Source organism: Geomicrobium sp. JCM 19055 (assembly GCF_000698185.1).
Taxonomy (GTDB): Bacteria; Bacillota; Bacilli; order Bacillales; family Marinococcaceae; genus Geomicrobium_A; species Geomicrobium_A sediminis.
Window position 1 is genome coordinate 48,668 of sequence record NZ_BAXL01000016.1, and the last position, 18,217, is coordinate 66,884.

21 protein-coding genes and 5 pseudogenes are annotated in these 18,217 nt (G+C 43.5%); 25 read left to right on the plus strand and 1 reads right to left on the minus strand.

Annotated features, from left to right (window positions below; genetic code table 11):
- Positions 1-9 precede the first annotated feature (9 nt).
- The 8 genes and pseudogenes from sdaAA to rnc all read left to right on the plus strand — a co-directional run bounded on the left by sdaAA (position 10) and on the right by rnc (position 7,494).
- Complete coding sequence (gene sdaAA, locus JCM19055_RS14505; RefSeq protein WP_042360227.1) at positions 10-897, plus strand: L-serine ammonia-lyase, iron-sulfur-dependent, subunit alpha; 888 nt, start codon at positions 10-12, stop codon at positions 895-897.
- Positions 894-2,926: pseudogene (gene recG / locus JCM19055_RS14510) on the plus strand (ATP-dependent DNA helicase RecG). Before sdaAA ends, recG begins: the two are co-directional and overlap by 4 nt.
- Positions 2,927-3,003: 77 nt before the next feature.
- Positions 3,004-3,561 carry a transcription factor FapR gene (gene fapR, locus JCM19055_RS14515; RefSeq protein WP_042360228.1) on the plus strand — a complete coding sequence of 186 codons (558 nt, stop codon included), beginning with the start codon at positions 3,004-3,006 and terminating at the stop codon, positions 3,559-3,561.
- A gap of 37 nt (positions 3,562-3,598) precedes the next feature.
- On the plus strand, positions 3,599-4,594 hold the full coding sequence (gene plsX / locus JCM19055_RS14520) for a phosphate acyltransferase PlsX (RefSeq protein ID WP_042360229.1): 996 nt from the start codon (positions 3,599-3,601) through the stop codon (positions 4,592-4,594).
- A gap of 5 nt (positions 4,595-4,599) precedes the next feature.
- Positions 4,600-5,544 (plus strand): ACP S-malonyltransferase, encoded by a 945-nt coding sequence (fabD, locus tag JCM19055_RS14525; RefSeq protein ID WP_042360230.1) that lies wholly within the window; start codon positions 4,600-4,602, stop codon positions 5,542-5,544.
- 53 nt (positions 5,545-5,597) lie between these two features.
- Positions 5,598-6,296, plus strand: a complete 699-nt coding sequence (fabG, locus tag JCM19055_RS14530) for a 3-oxoacyl-[acyl-carrier-protein] reductase (RefSeq protein WP_042360231.1) — start codon at positions 5,598-5,600, stop codon at positions 6,294-6,296.
- A gap of 113 nt (positions 6,297-6,409) precedes the next feature.
- On the plus strand, positions 6,410-6,646 hold the full coding sequence (gene acpP, locus JCM19055_RS14535; RefSeq protein ID WP_042360232.1) for an acyl carrier protein: 237 nt from the start codon (positions 6,410-6,412) through the stop codon (positions 6,644-6,646).
- Between the two features lie 84 nt (positions 6,647-6,730).
- A pseudogene (rnc, locus tag JCM19055_RS14540) lies at positions 6,731-7,494 on the plus strand (ribonuclease III).
- Here the strand turns inward: rnc and JCM19055_RS25665 are convergent.
- On the minus strand, positions 7,421-7,771 hold the full coding sequence (locus tag JCM19055_RS25665; protein WP_193745447.1) for a DUF1128 domain-containing protein: 351 nt from the start codon (positions 7,769-7,771) through the stop codon (positions 7,421-7,423). The pseudogene rnc and the gene JCM19055_RS25665 sit on opposite strands and share 74 nt — an antisense overlap.
- Positions 7,772-7,894: 123 nt before the next feature.
- On the opposite strand from JCM19055_RS25665, the pseudogene JCM19055_RS24240 reads away from it, so the two are divergent.
- From JCM19055_RS24240 to ylqF, 17 genes and pseudogenes are all read left to right on the plus strand, one after another.
- Positions 7,895-8,641, plus strand: a pseudogene (locus JCM19055_RS24240) (chromosome segregation SMC family protein); the annotation flags it as partial.
- Positions 8,642-8,718: 77 nt separating this feature from the next.
- On the plus strand, positions 8,719-9,147 hold the full coding sequence (locus JCM19055_RS24245; protein ID WP_052366397.1) for a hypothetical protein: 429 nt from the start codon (positions 8,719-8,721) through the stop codon (positions 9,145-9,147).
- Positions 9,092-9,685: a hypothetical protein gene (locus tag JCM19055_RS24250; RefSeq protein ID WP_081833732.1), complete on the plus strand. Its 594-nt coding sequence runs from the start codon at positions 9,092-9,094 to the stop codon at positions 9,683-9,685. Before JCM19055_RS24245 ends, JCM19055_RS24250 begins: the two co-directional genes overlap by 56 nt.
- Positions 9,642-9,932: a hypothetical protein gene (locus JCM19055_RS24255; protein WP_052366399.1), complete on the plus strand. Its 291-nt coding sequence runs from the start codon at positions 9,642-9,644 to the stop codon at positions 9,930-9,932. Before JCM19055_RS24250 ends, JCM19055_RS24255 begins: the two co-directional genes overlap by 44 nt.
- The gene (locus JCM19055_RS24260; protein WP_052366400.1) at positions 9,895-10,185 is read left to right on the plus strand and encodes a hypothetical protein; all 291 of its coding nucleotides are present in this window, start codon (positions 9,895-9,897) and stop codon (positions 10,183-10,185) included. Before JCM19055_RS24255 ends, JCM19055_RS24260 begins: the two co-directional genes overlap by 38 nt.
- The gene (locus JCM19055_RS27475; protein WP_052366401.1) at positions 10,178-11,278 is read left to right on the plus strand and encodes a hypothetical protein; all 1,101 of its coding nucleotides are present in this window, start codon (positions 10,178-10,180) and stop codon (positions 11,276-11,278) included. The genes JCM19055_RS24260 and JCM19055_RS27475 overlap by 8 nt, the downstream gene beginning before the upstream one ends.
- Positions 11,172-11,486 carry an AAA family ATPase gene (locus JCM19055_RS25670; RefSeq protein ID WP_193745448.1) on the plus strand — a complete coding sequence of 105 codons (315 nt, stop codon included), beginning with the start codon at positions 11,172-11,174 and terminating at the stop codon, positions 11,484-11,486. The genes JCM19055_RS27475 and JCM19055_RS25670 overlap by 107 nt, the downstream gene beginning before the upstream one ends.
- Positions 11,487-11,506: 20 nt before the next feature.
- Positions 11,507-12,489: pseudogene (gene ftsY / locus JCM19055_RS14560) on the plus strand (signal recognition particle-docking protein FtsY).
- Between the two features lie 198 nt (positions 12,490-12,687).
- Positions 12,688-13,008 carry a putative DNA-binding protein gene (locus tag JCM19055_RS14565; protein WP_042360233.1) on the plus strand — a complete coding sequence of 107 codons (321 nt, stop codon included), beginning with the start codon at positions 12,688-12,690 and terminating at the stop codon, positions 13,006-13,008.
- Between the two features lie 13 nt (positions 13,009-13,021).
- Complete coding sequence (ffh, locus tag JCM19055_RS14570; RefSeq protein WP_042360282.1) at positions 13,022-14,383, plus strand: signal recognition particle protein; 1,362 nt, start codon at positions 13,022-13,024, stop codon at positions 14,381-14,383.
- A gap of 160 nt (positions 14,384-14,543) precedes the next feature.
- Complete coding sequence (gene rpsP / locus JCM19055_RS14575) at positions 14,544-14,816, plus strand: 30S ribosomal protein S16 (protein ID WP_042360234.1); 273 nt, start codon at positions 14,544-14,546, stop codon at positions 14,814-14,816.
- Positions 14,817-14,828: 12 nt separating this feature from the next.
- Positions 14,829-15,059 carry a KH domain-containing protein gene (locus tag JCM19055_RS14580; protein WP_042360235.1) on the plus strand — a complete coding sequence of 77 codons (231 nt, stop codon included), beginning with the start codon at positions 14,829-14,831 and terminating at the stop codon, positions 15,057-15,059.
- Positions 15,060-15,153: 94 nt separating this feature from the next.
- A complete protein-coding gene (locus tag JCM19055_RS14585; protein ID WP_042360236.1) occupies positions 15,154-15,582 on the plus strand; it encodes a YlqD family protein in 429 nt (142 codons plus the stop codon).
- Positions 15,566-16,099 (plus strand): ribosome maturation factor RimM, encoded by a 534-nt coding sequence (rimM, locus tag JCM19055_RS14590; protein WP_042360237.1) that lies wholly within the window; start codon positions 15,566-15,568, stop codon positions 16,097-16,099. The genes JCM19055_RS14585 and rimM overlap by 17 nt, the downstream gene beginning before the upstream one ends.
- Positions 16,096-16,821, plus strand: a complete 726-nt coding sequence (trmD, locus tag JCM19055_RS14595) for a tRNA (guanosine(37)-N1)-methyltransferase TrmD (RefSeq protein ID WP_042360238.1) — start codon at positions 16,096-16,098, stop codon at positions 16,819-16,821. The genes rimM and trmD overlap by 4 nt, the downstream gene beginning before the upstream one ends.
- A gap of 110 nt (positions 16,822-16,931) precedes the next feature.
- Positions 16,932-17,282 carry a 50S ribosomal protein L19 gene (rplS, locus tag JCM19055_RS14600; RefSeq protein ID WP_042360239.1) on the plus strand — a complete coding sequence of 117 codons (351 nt, stop codon included), beginning with the start codon at positions 16,932-16,934 and terminating at the stop codon, positions 17,280-17,282.
- Between the two features lie 73 nt (positions 17,283-17,355).
- Positions 17,356-18,205, plus strand: a pseudogene (gene ylqF, locus JCM19055_RS14605) (ribosome biogenesis GTPase YlqF).
- The last annotated feature ends 12 nt before the right edge of the window (positions 18,206-18,217 follow it).

Genomic DNA, 18,217 nt, shown 5'->3' on the forward strand with positions numbered 1-18,217 from the left:
TGGACGTTCATGTTTCGAAACGTCGCAGAGTTAATCGAATTGACTAATAGAGATGGAATCTCCATTTCAGAAGTCATGATTCAACAAGAGATCGAGGTGACAGGTCGTTCAAGGGAAGCCGTCTTAACGGATATGGATGAGAAGCTCACGATTATGGAAGAAGCCGTAAGACGTGGCATTGAAGAAGATGTGAAATCTGTTTCAGGACTCACCGGTGGAGACGGAAAAAAGCTTGAGAAGTATATCGAAAATGGCAACGGTCTAAGTGGTGACACATTGTTACGCGCAGTGAGTCGTGCAATGGCAACAAACGAAGTGAATGCAGCAATGGGAATGATCTGTGCGACACCAACAGCCGGCTCCGCTGGAGTCGTCCCAGGAACGTTGTTTAGTCTTAAAGACAAATTAAACCCAACTCGTGAAGCGATGCAACGGTATTTATTGACTTCAGGTGCATTTGGTCTTGTCGTTGCGAACAATGCTTCGATTTCGGGAGCTGCGGGTGGTTGTCAAGCAGAAGTCGGTTCTGCAGCAGGTATGGCAGCGGCAGCTGCTGTAGAGCTTGCAGGCGGTACACCGAAGCAATCTGCTGAAGCAATGGCAATGGCACTGAAAAATATGCTAGGCCTCGTTTGCGACCCGGTTGCAGGACTCGTTGAAGTACCTTGTGTCAAACGAAACGCAGCAGGTGCGTCGATTGCAATGGTAGCAGCTGATATGGCGCTTGCCGGAATTGAAAGTCGCATACCTTGTGACGAAGTGATTGATGCGATGTACCGCATCGGTGAGAGTATGTCAGAAACGTTAAAAGAAACTGCTTTAGGTGGGCTTGCTGCGACACCTACAGGCAAAGCGCTCGAATCACAGATTTTTGACCTTTCTGCTGAGCGTACATGATGAACACATCCGTCTCCTCGCTAAAAGGAATCGGTAAAGAAAGTGCCAAAGACCTCGAGCGCCTTGGCATTTTCTTTATTTCTGATCTTCTAGCACATCTTCCTTATCGCTATGAAAACAAAGAAGCACAACCGGTTGAACAGCTCGTTCATGATGATAATGTGACCGTTGAAGGAGTTGTAATCGGTGAAGCGAGAGTAAGTTACTACGGAAGAAAGAAAAACCGATTGAATTTTAAAATGAACAGCGGGGGACACGTGTTAAACGTTGTAGCGTTTAACCGTGCCTTTTTAAAAAGCAAGTTGCAAAACGAAGTCGCAATTACTGTGTCAGGGAAGTGGAATCGGCACCGAGCTCAAATTACCGCCCAATCTATTGAAGTTGGACAAGTAGAAGAGAAGAGGCCGTACGCCCCAATCTACGCCTTATCTGGAAGATTAACGACACGCCAGCTGACGCAATGGACAGAAGATGCGCTAGCGATGACCGATGCGTTTCCGCCAGAGCGATTGCCAGAGGCTTTGTTAGAGCGATATAAATTACCGGCGATCTCGATACGATTCAACAGTTGCATCGACCGACGGACAAAGAATCTTTAAAACATGCAAGAAGACGTTACATATACGAAGAGTTTCTGCTGTTTCAACTGCGTATGCAAGCGTATAAACGTTCAGTACGCCAACATGAACAGGCAACACCACTTCAAGAGGACGTAGCTAAAGTAAAGGCGTTTATGGATGCTTTGCCATTTGCGCTTACACAGGCACAAAAGCGCTCACTTGATGAAATTGTTCATGATTTGCACCAACCGTATCGAATGAATCGCTTACTACAAGGGGACGTAGGTTCTGGTAAAACAGTCGTGGCAGCGATTGCAATGTATGCAGTTATTACTGCGGGAAAAACGACAGCATTAATGGTGCCGACGGAGATTCTAGCTGAGCAACATTATGAATCGCTGCAAGAACTCTTTCGTGAATTCGACGTTTCAATTCGTTTGCTGACGGGCTCCACGAAGAAGTCTGAACGAAAACAAACGATTGAAGCATTAGAAGCAGGTCAGGTGAATGTATTAATTGGAACCCACGCGCTCATTCAACCTGACGTCCCAATTCCAAATCTCGGTCTCGTCGTGACCGATGAACAACATCGATTTGGCGTCAATCAAAGACGTGCATTGAAAGAAAAAGGCAGCCCAGATGTGTTGTTTATGACCGCAACGCCCATTCCGAGAACGCTTGCTATTACAGCATTTGGTGATATGGACGTATCAAGAATTGATGAGCAACCCGTAGGGCGTAAACCGGTAGAAACGTATTGGGCAAAGCATGATATGTTCGAGCGAGTCATTACGTTTATTGAAAAAGAAATTCGTGCCGGACGTCAAGCGTATGTAATTTGTCCATTAATTGAGGAGTCAGAGCAACTAGACGTACAAAATGCCATAGACTTGTATGAGCAATTGCAACAGATTCTTCCTAGCGTTTCCGTTGGACTCGTGCACGGTCGCCTCTCAAACGATGAGAAAAACGGCACGATGGAACGATTTTTTAGTAATCACGTGCAATTGCTCGTTTCTACAACGGTCGTTGAAGTCGGAGTAAACGTTCCGAATGCGACTTGTATGCTGATTTATGATGCGGATCGCTTTGGGTTAGCTCAGCTGCACCAGCTAAGAGGTCGAGTCGGTCGTGGAGATGCCCAATCGTACTGCATTTTGCTTTCAGACCCAACGTCTGAAACAGGAAAAGAACGAATGAAAATTATGACCGAAACAACAGATGGATTTGTGTTAGCAGAAGAAGATTTAAAGCTTCGAGGTCCTGGTGACTTACTTGGTAAGAAACAGAGCGGTATGCCTCACTTCCGTTTAGCAGATCCTGTCCATGATTACCGAGCCCTTGAGACAGCAAGACAAGACGCACAAACGCTCATACAGTCCGATGCGTTTTGGGCCGACGTTGAGTACGAGGCGTTACGTAACTATTTATCCGATACAGGAGCGCTTTCTGGAGAGAAACTCGATTAAAGATTTGTTGATTTTCTCTCCAGATTGTTGCAAACTACTATTAGGACCTAGTCATAGAAATGCGGTGCTTATTATTCATGAGAAAACCAAAGCATGTTCGTAAAGCTGAACTGAAGGAAACGATTCAAAACAATCCATTCATCACAGACGAAGCATTGGCTACGTCCTTTAATGTTAGCATTCAAACAATTCGACTAGATCGCTTAGAACTCGGTATACCAGAACTTCGTGAGCGATTAAAAGACGTCGCAAGACAACACCATGATGAAGTAAAAGCGTTAACAGATGAAGAAGTAATCGGTGAAGTCATTGATTTACAACTTGATGAGACAGCGATTTCAATCATGGAAATTCGAGAAGAACATGTATTTACGAGAAATGGAATTGCTCGTGGGCATCATTTGTTTGCACAAGCAAATTCACTAGCTGTGGCCATCATTAACGATGATTTCGTCGTAACAGGTCGTGCTAATGTACGTTTTTCTAAACCAGTAAAAGCAACAGAACGAGTCGTTGCCAAAGCAAAAGTTACCGCTCAAGACGACAAATGGACAACCGTAATCGTCGAAAGTTATGTCGATCAACGACGAGTATTTTCTGGAGAATTTCAAATGGCAAGAGGCCATCAAGACTAAAGTGATGAAGGTTGAACTGATAAAAGGAGCTTAAAGCATGAAGATTGCAGTAGACGCTATGGGCGGTGACAACGCCCCTAAAGCTCAAGTGGCTGGCGCAATGGCAGCTGTTAAAGCATTTGATCAAATTTCGATTGTTCTCGTCGGTGACGAAGAGCAAATTAACGAACATCTAAATGCGCACCCAAGAATTGAAATTTTGCATACCGATGAAGTCATTACAAACGAAGATGCACCCACGCGTGCGGTGCGTCGTAAGAAGAACTCATCAATGGTTCTTGCTGTTCGGGAAGTACGTGAAGGTCGCTGTGATGCCTGTATTTCTGCAGGCAACACAGGTGCGCTTATGACGGCAGGACTTCTTCACGTTGGGAGAATTGACGGGGTGGAGCGTCCAGCGCTTGCGCCGATGTTACCGACGATTGATGGCGAAGGATTCTTGCTTTTAGACGTTGGTGCGAACATTGAAGCGAGAGCGGAACACTTGTATCAGTACGGTGTTATGGGCGATGTTTATTTACGACAAGTGAAAAACCGTAAAACCCCTCGCATCGGTTTGTTAAACGTCGGTACAGAAGAAGGAAAAGGAAACGAATTATCGAAAGCTGCCTTTGAACAGCTTCAAGGTGGAAAGTTCGAATTCGTTGGCAACGTTGAAGCAAGAGACGTATTAAACGGTGTATGTGACGTTGTTGTCTGTGATGGATTCTCGGGGAATATCCTTCTAAAAACGATTGAAGGAACTGCTGAATCATTGTTCACGATCTTAAAGGCAGAGCTAACCTCAACGACAATGAACAAATTAGCAGCAGGAGTTTTGAAGCCTTCGTTTAAAAATATAAAAGAGAAGATGAGTTATTCTCACTACGGTGGTGCTGGTTTGTTCGGGCTTAAAGCGCCAGTCATTAAAGCTCACGGCTCATCAGACCATACAGCGATTTATCACGCAGTAAGGCAAGCGATGCAAATGATTGAAGAAAAAGTTCCAGAAGTCATCGCAAAAGAATTAAGCGATACGTCAGAGAAGGAGTGATTCACATGCGGAAGTTTGCGTTTTTGTTTCCTGGACAAGGGTCTCAAGTCATTGGAATGGGACTAGATGCGAAACAGACGAATGAATCATCGAAAAACGTCGTGGATGTTGCTGATCGTGTGTTACAATTTCCACTTTCGAAGCTCATGGAAGAAGGACCTGAAGAGGAACTAAAGCAAACGTCAAATGCACAACCAGCGCTTGTTACGACGAGCATTGCTGCTTTGCAACTTGTTAAGGGGCTTAATGTTACCCCGTCATTTGTAGCAGGTCATAGTTTAGGAGAGTACAGTGCTCTCGTTGCCGCAGGTGTATTAACGTTTGAAGATGCGGTTGCAGTCGTTCGTAAACGTGGCCAGTTCATGGAAGCAGCAGTTCCGAACGGAACAGGTACGATGGCAGCAGTTATGGGTGGTACGCGTGAGGATCTAAAAGCGGTCTGTGAAGCTGTTACTGCTGAAGGTGAAGCTGTACAAATGGCTAACGTTAACGCACCTGGTCAAGTCGTTATTTCAGGGACGACTGCGGGTGTGAAGACGGTCGGTGAACGAATGAAAGAAAAAGGTGCGAAGCGTACGATCCCATTAAATGTGAGTGGACCATTCCACTCTGCATTAATGGAGCCTGCTGCAAATGAGCTAGAACAAGCGTTAGCTAGCATTTCATTTCGAGATGCAACCGTTCCAGTCATTACAAATGTATCCGCAACAGGCGAACAATCAGGCGAACGGTTAAAAGCAGGACTCGTCAAGCAAATGACATCTCCTGTTCTTTGGGAAGATTCGATTCGTTATATGATTGGTGAAGGCGTCAATACATTTGTTGAAGTAGGAAGTGGACAAGTGCTATCAGGACTTGTGCGCAAAATTGATCGCAAAAATGTTGACGTTGTCTCTCTTCATACGAAAGACGATGTAGAGAAGCTAAACGCATTACTTCAGGAGGTTTAATCTATTGAAATTGCAAGGGAAAAAAAGCCTTAGTCACTGGGGCTTCTAGAGGAATTGGACGTGCGATTGCAATCGAACTTGCTAGTCTTGGTGCCGATGTAGCAATTAATTATTCAGGCAATCAAGCAAAGGCAGAAGAAACAAAGGCAAGCTGTGAAGCTCACGGTGTACGAGCGATAACAATTCAAGCGGATGTTTCTGATGAAACACAAGTGAAAGAAATGTTCAAAACGGTCACGGATGAATTCGAACGCATTGATTTACTCATTAACAATGCGGGGATTACACGTGACAATCTGGTTATGCGTATGAAATCAGAAGATTGGGATGACGTGATGAACACGAACGTAAAGGGGGTGTTTCTCTGCTCGAAGGCGGCATCTAGACCGATGATGAAGCAACGCGAGGGTGTTATTGTCAACATCGCCTCTGTCGTTGGATCAATTGGAAATCCAGGTCAAGCAAACTACGTTGCGGCAAAAGCAGGTGTTGTTGGATTGACAAAGACGCTTGCGAAAGAATTCGCAAGTCGTAACATTCGTGTGAATGCTGTTGCACCAGGCTTTATTGCAACTGAAATGACGGATGAATTGCAAGATGAAACAAAATCAGCATTACTTGAACAAATCCCACTTGCTACACTTGGTGAGCCAGAAGATGTTGCACGTGTTGTATCCTTTTTATGTAAAGAGGATAGTCGCTATATGACAGGACAAACGTTGCATGTTGATGGCGGCATGTATATGGGGTAAGACAAACCTCTCTAGTTTTTTTTACTAGGAAATCATCTATAATGACAATGGTTACATTCAATTAAATAAACAATCGAATTAAAAACACGAATGAAAGTCTAGGAGGAATTATCATGGCAGAAACAAATACATTAGAGCGCGTAACGAAAATCATCGTTGATCGTCTAAGTGTGGAAGAGTCAGAAGTGAAAATGGAGTCAACGTTTAAAGAAGATCTAGGTGCAGATTCACTTGATGTTGTTGAACTTGTAATGGAACTTGAAGATGAGTTTGACCTTGAGATCTCAGATGAGGAAGCGGAAAAGATCGCGACGGTTGCTGATGTCGTCAACTACATAGATGCACAGTAACCCTTTCCTTTCAGACAAGTTCTGCACATCGCAGAGCTTGTTTTTCCCGTTTTCTGATTGAACTTTTTAAAGGAGTAGATGAAAATGAGTCAACAGTCAGGGCGTAAACGAAAGGCTGAAAAGAAATACAGTGTAAGTGATGCGCATGCGAAAAAGTTCCAAACGATGCTAAGTTCCCTATCGGTTACGTTTATTGATCAACAATTGCTATATCAAGCATTTACACATTCTTCGTACGTGAATGAACAACGCTTTCGTGCAGACCAAGATAACGAACGATTAGAGTTTTTAGGGGATGCGGTGTTAGAGCTTGCAGTATCTCAACATCTATTCAAGCGTTTTCCACTCATGCAAGAAGGAGAGATGACGAAGTTAAGAGCTGCCGTTGTATGCGAACCTTCGTTGTTTGAACTTGCTGAGCGACTTGAGTTCGGATCATTGATTTTCCTCGGTAAAGGTGAAGAGATGAGTGGCGGTCGCAATCGACCTGCAATGCTTGCAGACGTTTTTGAAGCGTTTGTCGGTGCGTTGTATTTAGACCAAGGGATGGATGCAGTATACGCATTTCTTGAAGAAACCGTCTATCTAAAGATTGAAACGGGTAGTTACACGGACGTCATGGACTTTAAAAGCCAATTGCAAGAATTTGTGCAACAAGAAGTAGCGGACGGATTAGTTACCAAATTGTTGCTGAGCAAGGGCCTGCCCACAACCGCGAATTTGTTGCAAAAGTGTTCGTGAACGAAACGAGTTACGGTGAAGGTACAGGAAAGACTAAAAAAGCTGCAGAACAACACGCAGCACAAAAAGCACTAACTTTATTGAGTAAAAAAGTAGCGAATAAATGACAATCACCTTAAAACGTAATGGTTTAAGGTGATTGTACGGTTGACCTATTTTTTTTGCTTTAATTGCCCCGAGTTCTGATACGAGTGCATCAATTTCTCTTACGCTTAAATTCGGATGACTAACAACATAGTCATACACGTCTTTAATGTCTTCGTATTGATTAAGTGAGTAGTACTCAGGATCAAGAACAACTCGGTTTACTACTTTTAGTCGTTCCTGCAACTTTTCAAACATGTAAGTCAAATTCTCATGTGTAGCATGATCTAAATTCGTCATGGATGGCCTCCCTTTCCATTCTATTTTAGAGGCGATTTTCATGTTTGAAAAGGTGAGATTACAAAAAAGTCGTCAGATGGAACGAGAATAAGCACGACGTTAGAAAGAATTGAGGGTAAAGCCATGTATTTAAAAAGGCTAGAAATATCAGGGTTCAAATCATTTGCAACTCCATTGAAGATTGATCTAGACCCGGGAGTGACAGCAATTGTAGGGCCGAACGGGAGCGGGAAAAGCAACGTTTCGGACGGGGTCCGCTGGGTACTTGGCGAACAATCTGCGAAACAGTTGCGCGGATCAAAAATGGAAGACATTATTTTTGCAGGTAGTGAATCGAGAAAGAAAGTGAACCTTGCAGAAGTAACGCTCGTTTTGGATAACGAAGACGGACATATGAGTTCTGAGTTCGCTGAGATTAGTATGACGAGACGGTTGTTTCGCACAGGTGAGAGTGAATACTATTTGAACGGCACCGCCTGTCGTCGCAAAGACTTGCTTGATTTACTCATCGATTCAGGACTTGGCAAAGAAGCGTATTCGATGATTGGACAAGGAGAAGTTGAAAAGATTCTCTCTTCAAAACCTGAAGAACGTCGCGTCATGTTTGAAGATGCTGCTGGCGTTTTAAAATACAAATCAAGAAAACAACAATCAGAGAAAAAACTTACAGAAACGAAAGATAACCTTCAGCGTGTTGAAGATATATTAAGTGAGCTTGAACAACAAATCGAACCCCTTGAGCGTCAAGCATCTACTGCAAAAGAGTACGTCGAAAAGCGTGAGGAATACGAGAAGTTAGACATCTCGTTACTTAGTTTTGATATTGATGATAAACATGGGCAATGGACGAGTAAAAAAAACAAACTCCAAACCTTACAAGCAACTTTAGAGACGAAAGGTGCACAACTTGAAAAAAAAGCGTTCAAGAACAAGACGATGTAAAAGCATTGCTCAAACAAATTGACCAACAACTAGAAGAGAGTCAAAAAGAGCTTCTAGAAGTGAGTGAGCGTTTAACTCAATTAGAAGGCCATCGCGAGCTCATGAATGAACGAGGTTCAAATGCACACGTGAGGCTTGAGGAACTCGAGCAAAGAATGACTGCAATTGAGACGAGTTGGCAAGAGTCCAAGAAATCTCTTGATGCTGAAGCAAAACAACTTGAAGATAAAGAAGCAAATGATGCAAAGCTCGAAAAGCGTTGGAACACGATGCAAAAAGAAATGAGCAAAACACAAGAAGATTTCGAGACAGAACTTGAAGCGCTTAAAACGACGTATATCGATGTGTTAAATGAACAAGCTGCACTAAAAAAACGAAATGCGTTATCGAAAAGAACAGCAAGAAAAAGTGAAACGGCGAATGGATACACTTGATGAAGAATATTCGGGTGCCAAGGATTCGCTTGAAGCAAAACAAACGAATTTCGATCACTTGCAACAGCAAATCGAATCACTAGAAACGAAGAAACAAACCGTTCTTGAAGACGTGGAAGAGTCAAAGCAACACGTTGAGAAGATCCAAGAACACAAACAGAAACAAAGTGATCATCTTCATCGTGGCTATCGAAGTTATGAAGATGTGAAAGCACGGATCGACTTACTTGAGAGAATGGAACAAGAGCACGCAGGGTTTTTCCAAGGGGTAAAGGCTGTCATGCAAGGTAGAGATCACGGTCAACTCTCAGGTGTACTCGGTCCAGTCGCTTCACTCATTCATGCTACAAAGAAATTCGAACTTGCAATTGAGACTGCACTTGGTGGGGCGTTACAACATATTGTCGTAGACACCGATCAAAATGGACGAAAAGCGATTGCTTACTTAAAAGCAAAAAAAGCAAGGAAGAGCAACGTTCCTACCTCAAAATGTTATGAAGCCAAGGTTTGTTCAATCGAGTACGTTAAAGAAACTTGAGCAACAACCTGGATTTGAGTGCGTAGCAACGGCAGCGGTTTCAAATGAGCACCACGTTCAAAACGTCATTGACCACTTATTAGGTGGTATTATCATTGCAAGTGACTTAGAGAGTGGACAAGCAATTGCTAAAGTGAGTGAGTTTAGGCACCGCATCGTAACGTTAGACGGTGATGTCATTAACCCAGGCGGTTCAATGACCGGAGGTAGTGAAAAGAAAAAAAGGCCAAGAACTACTCGGTCGTAAACGTGAGCAAGGCGAATTGCTTGAGAAAAAGCGTGATATTGAAGCTGCAATCTCTGACTTGGAACAAAACGTAAAAGATAAAACGAACGAACACAATGAAGCCATGCAGTTGTTGCAAACAAAAGAGTCAACGCTTGAAGAACTAGTCGATTCGCTACAACGAGCGAAAGAAGAGTTGCATCTCCAAAGACAAGCGCTGCAACAAAAGCAATCCGAACACTCATTGTATGTAAAAGAAAAAAAGCGTGCTTGACCAAGAGCTCTTACAATGGACAGAAGAGAAGGAAACGAATGAACAAAAAGCGATTGAGCTCTCAGAACGCTCCACGTCATTAGAGCAAGAGATTAATGAAAAAGAAGCTGAAAAAAAACGTCAAGCACTTTCAGAGAAAGAAATGCAAGAGCAAGTGACGTTGCTTCGAATTGAACGCGCCAAGCAAAAAGAACAACTCGACCATCAAAAACAGACTGTGAAACGCTTGCAAACTGAGGTGAGCGAGCAGCAGCGAGAGTTAGTTAACATTAAAGAGGAACGCGAGGCATTGACGTACCGCCTTGAAGACGTTTCAGGTGGGTCGTCAACGATTGATGAAGACATTGAAAAGACGCGTGAAAGCAAAGAAAAGTGGCAAACGTATGTTGAAGCAAAACGTAAAGAGCGTGAAGAAACAAACGAAAAGCTTGGTTTAGTTGAACAAGCCGTAACGAGGTTCGATAGCGAGTACCGCGATACAGATCAACAAAGACAGCACATCGAGCTCGTCACAGAGCGGCTCGATGTTGAGCTTGATCACCTTCTTGATCGTTTACAAGGAGAATACGAGTTAACGTACGAAGCAGCCAAAAAGAAACGTGATCGTGAGATCCCGGTTGAAGACGCTAGAAAGCGGCTTAAGTTATTAGAGCGTGGTATTGAAGAACTCGGTTACGTAAATTTAGGGGCGATTGAAGAATATGAACGCGTGTCTGAGCGTTATCAGTTTCTAAAAACGCAACAAGAAGATTTGCGTGAAGCGAGACAAACGCTCGTTGAAGCCATCCGTGAAATGGATGAAGAGATGACGCGCAAGTTTCGAGAGACGTTCGTGCAAATTCGTGAACAGTTTAAAGAAACGTATCGTGTCATGTTTGGCGGCGGTGAAGCCGATCTCGTTCTAAGTGAACCAGATGACCTTCTAGAAACAGGCATTGATATATTTGCAAGACCGCCGGGTAAGAAAAAAACAAGCGTTGTCGTTATTGTCTGGTGGCGAGAAGTCATTAACAGCGATTGCGCTATTGTTTGCGATTTTAAACGTTCGCCCTGTTCCGTTTTGCATTTTAGACGAAGTCGAAGCGGCGCTTGATGAAGCGAATGTCAAACGGTTTGCGGACTACTTGCAACGCTTTTCTGCACAAACCCAGTTTATTGTAATTACCCACCGTAAAGGCACGATGGCAGCGAGTGACTCACTTTATGGGGTAACGATGGAAGAATCAGGTGTATCAAGACTCGTCTCTGTAAGGTTAGAAGAAGCAGAAATGCTTGAGCCAGCGATGTCAACGAGCAAATAAGAGAGGTAGGATTTTAGCGAATGAGTTTTTTTAAAAAGTTAAAAGATCGCGTAACAAATCAAACAGATTCGGTCACAACGAAATTTAAAGATGGTCTCCAAAAAAAACAAGAGATTCATTTTCTGAGAAAATGAACACGTTAGCAGCAAAATACCGTACAGTTGATGAGGATTTCTTTGAGGAGCTTGAAGAGCTACTAATTTCAGCAGATGTTGGTGTGAATACGGTTATGGAGCTTGTGGATGAGCTTCGTGAAACTGCAAAGCTTGAAAATGTGAAAAACAGTGCGGATATTTTACCAGTCATTAGTGAGAAATTAACCGAGAAGCTGGATTTCACAGGAGAGGATTCCGAGCTTTCGATGAATCAAGAAGGCATGACGGTCATTTTATTCGTCGGCGTTAACGGCGTAGGAAAGACGACGACAATCGGGAAACTCGCTCACCATTTTAAAGAGCAAGATAAAAAGGTCGTGCTAGCTGCTGGAGATACGTTTAGAGCGGGTGCGATTGAACAGCTAGGTGTATGGGGCGAACGTGTTGGTGTTGACGTTATTAAGCAAGCTGAAGGCTCAGATCCTGCGGCTGTTATGTATGACGCGATCCATGCTGCAAAATCTAGAAGTGCCGACGTCCTTCTTTGTGACACCGCAGGTCGCTTACAAAACAAAGTGAACCTCATGAAAGAACTTGAGAAAGTGAAACGAGTCATTCAGCGCGAAGTGCCAAGTGCGCCGCATGAAGTGTTGCTCGTTTTAGATGCGACGACTGGACAAAACGCTATGGCACAAGCGAAGCAATTTAAAGAAGCGACAGACGTTTCAGGGATCGTATTAACGAAGCTTGACGGTACAGCAAAGGGTGGAATCGTACTTGCGATTCGTAACGAACTTGACATTCCGGTGAAGTTTGTCGGGCTCGGTGAAAAAGTGGATGACTTGCAACCGTTTGATGCAGAACAGTTTACGTATGGTTTGTTCCAAACACTTGTCGAAGAGAAGTGAGTGAGAAGGAGCGAATAACTCCGTGTAAGTGCATGGATTGAAATTACGAGCAAAACGCTTGTCACACGTCTAGTGATTAGATCTGAAAATGTCCGAGAGTGTTCATAGAAACTCTCGGCAGTTTCTTGACACAAGGCAAGGGGAATTGTACCATTCTAATTGTAAAGGTTATTCACTTAACAGTAAGGGTGAAGTACAATGCTCGAGAAAACAATGAGAATGAACGCATTGTTTGATTTTTATCATGCATTATTAACAGACAAACAACGAAATTACTTGCAATTGTACTACTACGATGATTATTCCCTCGGAGAAATTTCTGAGTTATACGATGTGAGTCGTCAAGCCGTTTATGATAACATTAGGCGTAGTGAACTTATGCTTGAACAGTATGAAGAGAAGCTTCAATTGTTCAACCGTTATCGTTTAAGAGAAGAGCTTTACAAGAAACTTCGACTAGCGTCTGAAGACAGTGAAGTGATCGCTCTTGTAACAGAGTTAGAAAGTACGGAAGAGTAAGGGGGAGATGACCATCGCCTTTGAAAGTTTAGCTGAACGACTTCAGCAAACGATGCAAAAGATAAAAGGTAAAGGGAAAGTAAGTGAAGCCGACGTCAAAGAAATGGCGCGTGAAGTTCGTCTTGCTTTGCTAGAAGCCGATGTTAACTTTAAAGTGGTTAAACAATTTGTAAACCGCGTAAAAGAACGTGCGGTCGGACAAGAAGTGATGAAGAGCCTTACGCCAGGTCAACAAGTCATTAAAGTGGTTAATGAAGAATTGACAGCGTTAATGGGCTCAGAAGAAAGCAAGATTGAAACGGCACCGAAACCACCGACGGTCATTATGATGGTCGGTTTGCAAGGGGCCGGTAAAACGACGACGACGGCAAAGCTTGCGAACTATTTACGTAAGAAAAAGAATAAAACACCTATGCTCGTTGCAGCGGACATTTATCGTCCAGCAGCGATTGATCAATTAAACACACTCGGTAAGCAATTGGATATGCCCGTGTACTCTGAAGGAACCGATGTAAGCCCGGTAGACATCGTCAAGCGCGGTGTTGAAAAGGCGAAGGAAGAGCATCACGACACAGTGATCCTCGATACTGCGGGACGATTGCACGTTGACGAGAACTTAATGGATGAGCTAAAGGAAATGAAAGCTTCTGTGAATCCTGACGAAATTTTACTCGTCGTCGATGCGATGACTGGTCAAGATGCGGTAAACGTTTCGGAGCAGTTTAATGAACTCCTTGAAATATCAGGTGTCGTTCTTACGAAACTTGACGGCGACACGAGAGGTGGTGCAGCACTGTCAATCCGTGCTGTAACCGAGAAGCCGATCAAATTTGCCGGTATGGGTGAGAAGATTGACCAACTTGAACCGTTCCATCCAGAGCGAATGGCTTCACGAATTCTCGGCATGGGCGATGTGCTTTCACTCATTGAGAAAGCACAAACGAACGTTGATGAAGAGAAGGCGAAGGAACTGGAAGCAAAGCTTCGTAATGCAGACCTCACGTTTGATGATTTTCTAGAACAAATTGATCAAGTGAAAAGCATGGGTCCTCTTGAGGACTTGCTCGGCATGTTGCCAGGTGCCAACAAGATGAAGGGCATGAAGAACATGCAAGTCGACGACAGCCAAATTGGCAAAGTCGAAGCGATTGTTCGTTCAATGACTAAGCAAGAAAAGGTCGAACCGAAGATTATAAATGCAAGTCGAAAGCGTCGGATTGCCAAAGGAAGCGGTACGACCGTTCAAGATGTTAACAAGCTTCTCAAACAGTTTGAAGATATGAAGAAGATGATGAAGCAAATGACGTCACAAATGGGCGGAAAAGCTGGTAAACGCAAAGGAAAAGGCGGCATGCAGTTTCCGTTTATGAAGTAATTTAAGCGATTTATGCACTGAAAAGGAAAAACCCTTTACACACTCAAACATTTTGTCTATAATAGGCTAATGTGCGATGATTTCACCATGAACGTGAAGTTATAGGTGACCAGTTGTCATCATAAAAAATTTACAACATATAAGTTGGAGGTAATGAATTATGGCTACAAAAATTCGTCTTAAAAGAATGGGATCAAAGAAAAGACCTTACTACCGTGTCGTAGTTGCGGACTCTCGCTCACCACGTGATGGTCGTTTCATCGAAGAGATTGGAACGTACAACCCACTCGTTACAGATAACTCATTTACAGTAAAAGAAGACCGTGCTGTAAAGTGGATGCTTGATGGTGCTAAGCCATCTGACACAGTACGTAACCTATTCTCAACTGCTGGCCTCATGGAGAAAGTCCATGAAGCAAAGAACAGCAAGTAAGTAGGAATACGGATGCTACAAACACTCGTCTTGACCGTTGCCAAAGCACTTGTGGATCACCCTGACGATGTGACTGTTGAAGAGACAGAGCACGATGGAACAACGTTATTAACGCTGTCGGTTCATAAGGACGATGTCGGTAAAGTCATCGGCAAAAATGGTAAAGTTGCAAGTTCGATGCGTTCATTACTTGCTGCTTCCAATCGAGAGAACGGCAAAGTTCGTCTCAAGATTGCTGATTAAGGACGTGTTGAGGGGAGGCTAAGCCTTCCCTTTTTCTTTTATCAATGCTACGATTTTTACATATACATACTATCTAGAGGATGAGGTGGATTTCATGAGGATTGAAAAGAATGTACTTGTACGTCACGTACTTACAGAAGATTATCGCAAAAAGTTGCTCACAAAAATGGATCAAGAAAAAGATCGACTAACCAATGAAGTGGAGCAACTCCGTTTTCAAGCTCAAAAGCAAGCGAAAGAGCAAACAGATGCGAAAAACAAAGCACTCATAAAAACACGTTTTAACGCAGAGATTAATAAACGAACGCAACGGGTAGAAAGCATCACGTTCCGTGAGAACAAAATCCGCACGTTGCCAGAAGGATCTCTAGTTACAGGTGACACTGTCAAACGATATACAGACATTCAAGTAGGGGATCGCTGGGCTGATCATAAACTTGAAGACGAAATTATCGTAGAAGATGGAGTCATTAAAGAGATCCGTACTAAAGGAGATCACGCTTCACATGACGTCAAACATTGAATACTTTAATGTTGGAACAATCGTTAATACTCACGGCGTAAAAGGAGAAGTTCGTGTCGTTTCAACGACGGACTTTCCAGAACAGCGTTTTAAGGTTGGCAATGAATTGTCTGTCAAGTATAAAAACGGCAATCGTCAGCGCCTTACGATTACGAGCTCAAGAGCACATAAACAGTTCCAATTGTTAACGTTTGAAGGCATTAACGACAAAGACGAAGCAGACAAGCTTCGCGACGGGGTTTTAGAAGTCACTGCAGATGAACGAGAGGATTTGTCAGATGGTGACTTTTATTACAATGATATTATCGGTTTGAAAGTCGTTACGACAGACGGAGTAGAACTCGGGTTTGTAAAAGAGATTCTCGCACCAGGAGCGAACGACGTTTGGGTCGTTAAGAGAACGGAACCGAAGAAAAAGGACGTCTTGCTGCCTTATATCGATCAAGTTGTTAAAGACGTTGATTTCAACTCCAAAACGGTAACCGTAACATTAATGGAAGGGTTGCTTGACGAATGAAGCTCACGTTTTTAAGTTTGTTTCCGGAGATGTATCAAGGCGTTTTTTCGTCATCGATTTGGAAGCAAGCTGAAGAGAAAGGGCAAGTAACCTATTCCGTTACTGATTTTCGTCAGTTTGCTGACAACAAGCATAACAAAGTCGATGACTATCCGTTTGGTGGCGGGGCAGGCATGGTGCTTCGTGCTCAACCGATCTATGACGCGATTGAAAGCTTACAGCTTTCAAAAGACGCACGTGTTGTGCTCCTTTGTCCACAAGGGGAGCCACACACGCAGGAGAAAGCCGAACAACTAGCTACAGCGGATGAACTAGTCTTCATTTGTGGACACTATGAAGGGTATGACGAGCGAATCCGTGCTCTTGCAACAGACGAAATTTCAATCGGTGATTACGTGTTAACCGGTGGAGAGCTCGCCTCAATGGTAATTGCAGATAGCGTGATTCGTTTGCAATCTGGCGTTCTTGGTAATGAGCAATCAGCCAAAGAAGATTCGTTCCAAACGGGATTGCTCGAACACCCTCATTACACAAGGCCGGCAGAGTTTCGTGGAATGAAAGTGCCAGACGTTCTTCTCTCAGGTCATCACAGAAACATCGAAGAGTGGCGAAAGAAAGAATCCTTTCGCAGGACGTATGAACGAAGACCTGATCTTCTAGAAGACTATGATCAGTCGGATCAAGAAGAAAAATGGTTAAATGAATTTAAGAACAACGATTGAACTCTATCAATCGGTATGCTATGATAGCAGTTGTGGCGAAAGCCGTTGAATCCGATGTTCCGCTGCGGTAATCCCGTAAGAGCATCCGAGAAGGAAGGAGGAAACACCCAATGACTAATCTCATTAACGAAATTAACAAAGCTCAACTTAAGAGTGACGTACCTAGCTTTCGTCCTGGAGATACAGTAGCTGTTCACGTAAAGGTAGTTGAAGGTACGCGCGAGCGTATCCAAGTATTCCAAGGTCTTGTATTAAAGCGCCGTGGAAGCTCAATTAGCGAAACGTTTACAGTACGTAAGATCTCTTCAGGTGTTGGTATTGAGCGTACGTTCCCAGTACATTCACCAAGAATCGATAAGATCGAAGTGAAGCGTCGTGGACGTGTACGTCAAGCGAGACTTTACTACTTGCGCAAGCTTCAAGGTAAAGCTGCAAGAGTTAAAGAACTTCGTAGCAACTAAAGATTTTCAAAAGGAGCTTGCCATTGGTCAGGCTCCTTTTTATTTATAGTTCGTAAGGAAAGTAGGGAAGACGATGACAATTCAGTGGTTTCCAGGACATATGGCGAAAGCGATTCGCCTAATCAAAGAATCTTTAAACCAAGTGGATGTGGTCATTGAGCTGGTCGATGCACGGATTCCAGAATCCTCGCGAAATCCAGTGCTTGATGAAACCGTTACAGACCAACCCCGTGTTCTCGTATTGATGAAACCAGATATGGCTGACCCTAATGTTACGAAACAATGGCTACAACATTATCGTGACCTTGGTCAAACAGCACTGACTATCGATGCTAAGAAGAACATTGGAATCTCTGAGCTAATTGCTGCTGTAACAGAGCTAGCTGAGCCTAAAATGGAAAAGCTTCGTAAAAAAGGCATTCAACACAGAAGTGTACGAGCAATGATTGTTGGTATTCCTAACGTAGGTAAGTCCACACTGATCAATCGCCTCGTAGGAAAGAATCAAGCAACAACCGGCAATAAACCTGGGGTGACGAGAAAAAAACCAATGGCTAAAAGTTGGCAAAAAGCTAGAGTTGTTGGATACACCAGGAATTCTGTGGCCGAAATTTGAAGATCAAACGGTCGGTTTGCGTTTAGCGGCGACTGGCGCAATTAAAGATGAGCGCCTTGATTTTTCAGATGTTGTACTCTATTTGATTCGCTATATGAAAGAATACTACCCAAAATCTTTGTTAGAACGGTACAAGCTTCAAGCAGAACCAGAACATGAGATTGGCTGGTTTGAAGAAATTGGCCGAAAGCGCGGATGCCTCATGGGAGGCGGAGACATTGATTTTGATGCAACTGCAGAGTTGATTTTACGAGAATATCGTTCTGAAAAACTAGGGAGAATTTCGCTTGAACGACCTGAGCACTAAGCGGGGCGTCTG

Coding starts and splice junctions, on each gene's coding strand:
- rpsP (WP_042360234.1), top strand. CDS start 14,544: ATGGCTACAAAAATTCGTCTTAAAAGAATGGGATCAAAGAAAAGACCT.
- fabD (WP_042360230.1), top strand. CDS start 4,600: ATGCGGAAGTTTGCGTTTTTGTTTCCTGGACAAGGGTCTCAAGTCATT.
- acpP (WP_042360232.1), top strand. CDS start 6,410: ATGGCAGAAACAAATACATTAGAGCGCGTAACGAAAATCATCGTTGAT.
- rimM (WP_042360237.1), top strand. CDS start 15,566: ATGACGTCAAACATTGAATACTTTAATGTTGGAACAATCGTTAATACT.
- plsX (WP_042360229.1), top strand. CDS start 3,599: ATGAAGATTGCAGTAGACGCTATGGGCGGTGACAACGCCCCTAAAGCT.
- rplS (WP_042360239.1), top strand. CDS start 16,932: ATGACTAATCTCATTAACGAAATTAACAAAGCTCAACTTAAGAGTGAC.
- sdaAA (WP_042360227.1), top strand. CDS start 10: ATGTTTCGAAACGTCGCAGAGTTAATCGAATTGACTAATAGAGATGGA.
- JCM19055_RS24255 (WP_052366399.1), top strand. CDS start 9,642: ATGAAGCCAAGGTTTGTTCAATCGAGTACGTTAAAGAAACTTGAGCAA.
- fapR (WP_042360228.1), top strand. CDS start 3,004: ATGAGAAAACCAAAGCATGTTCGTAAAGCTGAACTGAAGGAAACGATT.
- trmD (WP_042360238.1), top strand. CDS start 16,096: ATGAAGCTCACGTTTTTAAGTTTGTTTCCGGAGATGTATCAAGGCGTT.
- JCM19055_RS25665 (WP_193745447.1), bottom strand. CDS start 7,771: ATGACGAATTTAGATCATGCTACACATGAGAATTTGACTTACATGTTT.
- JCM19055_RS24250 (WP_081833732.1), top strand. CDS start 9,092: ATGCGTTATCGAAAAGAACAGCAAGAAAAAGTGAAACGGCGAATGGAT.
- JCM19055_RS14580 (WP_042360235.1), top strand. CDS start 14,829: ATGCTACAAACACTCGTCTTGACCGTTGCCAAAGCACTTGTGGATCAC.
- JCM19055_RS14565 (WP_042360233.1), top strand. CDS start 12,688: ATGCTCGAGAAAACAATGAGAATGAACGCATTGTTTGATTTTTATCAT.
- JCM19055_RS14585 (WP_042360236.1), top strand. CDS start 15,154: ATGAGGATTGAAAAGAATGTACTTGTACGTCACGTACTTACAGAAGAT.